This is a genomic window from Mesorhizobium sp. M1A.F.Ca.IN.020.06.1.1 (assembly GCF_004023265.1).
Taxonomy (GTDB): domain Bacteria; phylum Pseudomonadota; class Alphaproteobacteria; order Rhizobiales; family Rhizobiaceae; genus Mesorhizobium.
Map to the genome: position 1 here is coordinate 1 of NZ_RZSR01000643.1, position 3,537 is coordinate 3,537.

3 protein-coding genes and 1 pseudogene are annotated in these 3,537 nt (G+C 60.1%); 1 reads left to right on the forward strand and 3 read right to left on the reverse strand.

What is annotated here, in order from left to right; genetic code table 11:
• The 3 genes and pseudogenes from EOA60_RS39190 to ugpB all read right to left on the reverse strand — a co-directional run.
• Positions 1–176: pseudogene (locus EOA60_RS39190) on the reverse strand (glycerol-3-phosphate transporter); the annotation flags it as partial.
• Between the two features lie 8 nt (positions 177–184).
• On the reverse strand, positions 185–1,069 hold the full coding sequence (ugpA, locus tag EOA60_RS24105) for a sn-glycerol-3-phosphate ABC transporter permease UgpA (protein WP_095824180.1): 885 nt from the start codon (positions 1,067–1,069) through the stop codon (positions 185–187).
• Positions 1,070–1,139: 70 nt separating this feature from the next.
• Entirely contained in the window at positions 1,140–2,450 is a 1,311-nt protein-coding gene (ugpB, locus tag EOA60_RS24110) for a sn-glycerol-3-phosphate ABC transporter substrate-binding protein UgpB (protein ID WP_066990210.1), read from the reverse strand.
• A 327-nt stretch (positions 2,451–2,777) separates the two neighbouring features.
• Here ugpB and EOA60_RS24115 point away from each other — a divergent pair.
• Positions 2,778–3,537: MHYT domain-containing protein (locus tag EOA60_RS24115; RefSeq protein ID WP_281060770.1), on the forward strand; the 760-nt coding region annotated here is incomplete at its 3' end.

Genomic DNA, 3,537 nt, shown 5'->3' on the forward strand with positions numbered 1-3,537 from the left:
CTGTAATTGTTCCAGAGTTGGTCACCGGGCAGCAGCGGCAGGGGCGGCTTGAGGATCGTCTGCAGCGTCTGTGTCGAGGCCACGAATGTGTAGTAGATGGGAAATGCAACGATCAAAATGCCGAGAATGAGAGCGGCATGGGCGATCAGGACACGCAACGGGGACTGGCCGATCATCGCTTGCCTCAGCCGTAGTGGACCTTGCGTTCCACATAGCGGAACTGGATGGCGGTGAGCGCGATGACGATGACCATCAGGATCACCGACTGCGCCGCCGAGTCGCCGAGGATCAGGTTGACGAAGCCGTCATTGTAGACCTTGTAGACCAACGTCTCGGTGGTCTTGCCCGGTCCGCCGCCGGTGACGGCATGGACGATGCCGAACGTGTCGAACAGGGCATAGACAGTGTTGACGACCAGCAGGAAGAAGGTCGTCGGCGCGAGCAGCGGGAAGATGATGGTCCAGAAACGCTTGGTCTCGCGAGCGCCGTCCATCGCCGCCGCCTCGATCAGCGTCTTCGGCACCGCCTGCAGCCCGGCGACGAAGAACAGGAAATTGTAGCTGATCTGCTTCCATGCTGCGGCGGAAACCAAAAGGATCATGGCGTGACTGCCGTTGAGCAACGGATCCCAGGCTATGCCGAGACTTCTCAGCACGTAGGATAGCGAGCCGATCGAAGGGTTGAACAGGAACAGCCACAACATGCCGGCGATCGCCGGCGCCACCGCATAAGGCCAGATCATCAGCGTGCGGTAGAGCGCTTTCCCGCGCACCACTTTGTCCGCCATTACGGCAAGCAGCAACGCCGCGGCCATGGCCACGATTGCGGTGGCAAGCGAAAATACCACCGTTACCTTGATCGAGTTGAGATAGGCCGGGTCGGCAAGCACTTTGCGGAAATTGGCAAACCAGACGAACTTGCTCTTCAGCCCGAATGGATCCTGCCTGAGCATGGACTGGTAGAGCGCCTGCCCGGCCGGCCAGTAGAAGAAAACCAGTGTTATGGCGAGTTGCGGCGCCACAAGCAGGTAAGGCAGGACTTTGTTGGGGAAAACGACGCGCGGGGTCAGCTTGGTTTCCTCGTCAAGCAAGGATCGCCCGCGCCGATCCGCGCGGGCGACGTTTCATCCTCGGCCAGGTCTAGTTGCCCAACGCGTCCTTGATCGCCGCGTTGCCGCGCGAGACGGCATTGTCGAGCGCCTGCTGGGCCGTTTCCTGGCCGGCCAGCATCTTCTCGAACTCCTCGTTCTGGATATCGCGCACCTGCGGCAGATTGGGCAGGCGCACACCCTTCGAATTTTCGGTCGGCGCCTTGCCGGTCATCTGCAGGATCGGTGTCTCGCGGCCCGGGTTCTTGTCGTAGAAGCCGGACTTCTTGGTCGCCTCATAGGCTGCCAGCGTCACCGGCAGGTAGCCCGACTTCTGGTGCAGATATTCCTGCACCTCGGTCTTGGAGAGATAGGCGAAGAAGGCAGCGACGCCCTTGTACTCCGCATCGGATTTGCCGCTGAAAACCCAGAGGCTTGCGCCGCCGGGCGTCGTGTTCTGCGGCGCACCCTTGGCATCGCTGTCATACGGCAGTTGGCCGATGCCGTAGTTCATGCCCGACTTGACGATATCGCCGAGCCCGCCCGACGACTCGGTAAAGATGCCGCATTCCCCGGCAAGGAATATCTGCTTGGCCTCGGAGGTGCGCCCGCCATATTTGAAAGTGCCATCCTTGGCGAGGTCAGCCAGCGCCTGAAAGTGGTTGACGAAAATCGGCGCATTGATCTTGAGTTCGACGTCGCCGCCGGCCAGTCCGTTCTGCTGGGTCGCCCAGGAAACATTATTCCAGGCGGCAAAATTTTCCAGATGGATCCAGGTCAGCCAGGTCGAGGTGTAGCCGCAAGGGGCCGCGCCGCTCGCCTTGATCTTCTTCGCCGCTTCCCAGACCTCGTTCCAGGTCTTAGGCGGGTTGTTCACGTCGAGGCCGGCCTTCTGAAAGATGTCCTTGTTGTAGTAGAGGATCGGCGAGGAGGAATTGTAAGGGAAAGACAACATGGTGCCGTCCGGCTTCGAATAGTAGCCGACAATGCCGGGCAGATACTGGCTCTTATCGAACGTCATCCCCGCGCCCGTCAAAACTTCCGCCACGGGTTTGATCGCGCTCTCGGCCGCCATCATGACGCCGGTGCCGACATCGAACACCTGGATGATGTCCGGCGCCTGGCCGGCGCGGAACGCGGCGATGCCTGCATTCAGCGTCTCGGGATAGGTGCCCTTGAAGACCGGAACGATCTGGTAGTCGCTTTGGCTGGCGTTGAAGTCCTTCGAGATCTTGTCGACGACTTCCGCATTGGCGCCCGTCATCGCATGCCACCAGCTGATCTGCGTGACAGCGAAAGCGGACGTGGTGGAAAGCAGGGTCAAGGTAGCGGCAACACCTGCCGCGAAGCCGAAGAGCTTCATGTTTTCATCTCCCGTTGTGATTGGCGAAAGGGGGGCTTCCGCAGAACCAGTATGTGTTGCGCATGACAATCGGACAACGGTTTTGTTATGCGTCGATGAACATCATCTGATCCTAAACTAACGTGCATCGGTCACGGCCGGGCAGATTGCTTGCCGGCTTAGGATTTGAGCGACTCCAACCATCGTATTGCGACAGCCGGCCCAACCTTATCCGTCCTTTACAACCTGAGGCACACGCGTCGGTTGCAGGTCCACTAATCGATTCTTCAGCCGTCGGGCCTTAAGCAATCTTAACTTGATTGATGCGGGAAGATCAGGTGGGGCCAAATGTTGACCGTCTATAATTGCATCGTGTACGAGCACGATCTGAGGTTGGTCGCACTTGCGGCGCTCATCTGCGGAATTTCCTCTTTCTCGGCGGTCAATCTTCTTCGCCATGTCGAGCAATCGACCAGTCGAAATCGCTACGCATGGCTGTTGATTGCAGCCACGGCGACCGGATTCGGTATCTGGGCGACGCATTTCGTCGCCATGATCGCCTTCACGCCGGGAATACCCAACGCCTATAACGCGGAGCTTTCCGCGCTTTCGCTGGCCGCCTCCGTAGTTCTGACAGCGGCCGGAATGTGGATCGCCACCATCCGCGGCGGCATTGATCACTATCTTGTCGGCGGCGCCGTGCTCGGCGTCGGCATCGCCGTGATGCACTATACCGGCATGGCGGCGTTCGAGGTCCAGGGCAGGATCGTCTGGAACGAGCTGCTCGTCGCTCTTTCGCTGGCGGCGGGCGTCACGCTTGCCGCGCTTTCGCTGCTCGTCGTGCTTCGCCGCCCGTCGACGCTTACGACGATCGCTGCCGCCGTCTTGCTCACACTGGCCATCTGCACACTGCATTTTATCGCCATGGCGGCGGTCTCGATCTATCCGGACTCCTCGATAGAGATCTCAAAATTCACCATCGCGCCGATGTCGCAAGCCTTTGCCGCTGCGGCGGCAAGCCTGGTCATTCTGGTGCTCTCGGCCGCGGCGCTCCGCATCGACCTGCGGTTCCGCCGGCATCAGGCGGAAGCGCAGCGCATGCACGGCC

Excerpts from the sequence above, each read along its gene's own strand:
- ugpB (WP_066990210.1), bottom strand. The coding sequence starts at position 2,450 with ATGAAGCTCTTCGGCTTCGCGGCAGGTGTTGCCGCTACCTTGACCCTG.